The sequence below is a fragment of the Bradyrhizobium sp. Kon69 genome, from assembly GCF_055807515.1.
Genome location: NZ_JBVVOS010000213.1, coordinates 1 through 327, shown reverse-complemented (window position 1 = coordinate 327; position 327 = coordinate 1). Strand labels below are relative to the sequence as shown.

Below are 327 nucleotides of genomic sequence, written 5' to 3'. Positions count from 1 at the left end.
GCCTTGGCGGTGGCTCAGGCCGTTAACGCTTCTGTTTCCGAAACAATGGCTGCGATCGCACTCGGATACGAAATCGCTCTCAGGATCGCGTGCTCTCGTCCTATCTCAACAATCGAGACGTATGCGACTGGACGCTGGGTCGGCTACGGGGCTGCGGCCGCTGTTTCTCGTCTCTTGAGCTTGAATGCAACAGAAACTGCTCATGCCTTGGCGATCGCCGGGTCCGAAGGACCGATCGTGTTCTTAGAGCCAACCGCCAAGTTCGAGGGCAGCACGATCAAGGAAGGGATTCCCCCAGCCGTGGTCGCGGGTATCACGGCTGCCTAC

The 327-nt window shown here is 59.0% G+C and carries 1 protein-coding gene; it reads left to right on the top strand.

From position 1 onward, the window contains the following. Positions 1-327 (top strand): MmgE/PrpD family protein (locus AC0L3U_RS38885; protein WP_473285318.1); only part of this gene is annotated, 327 nt, incomplete at both ends.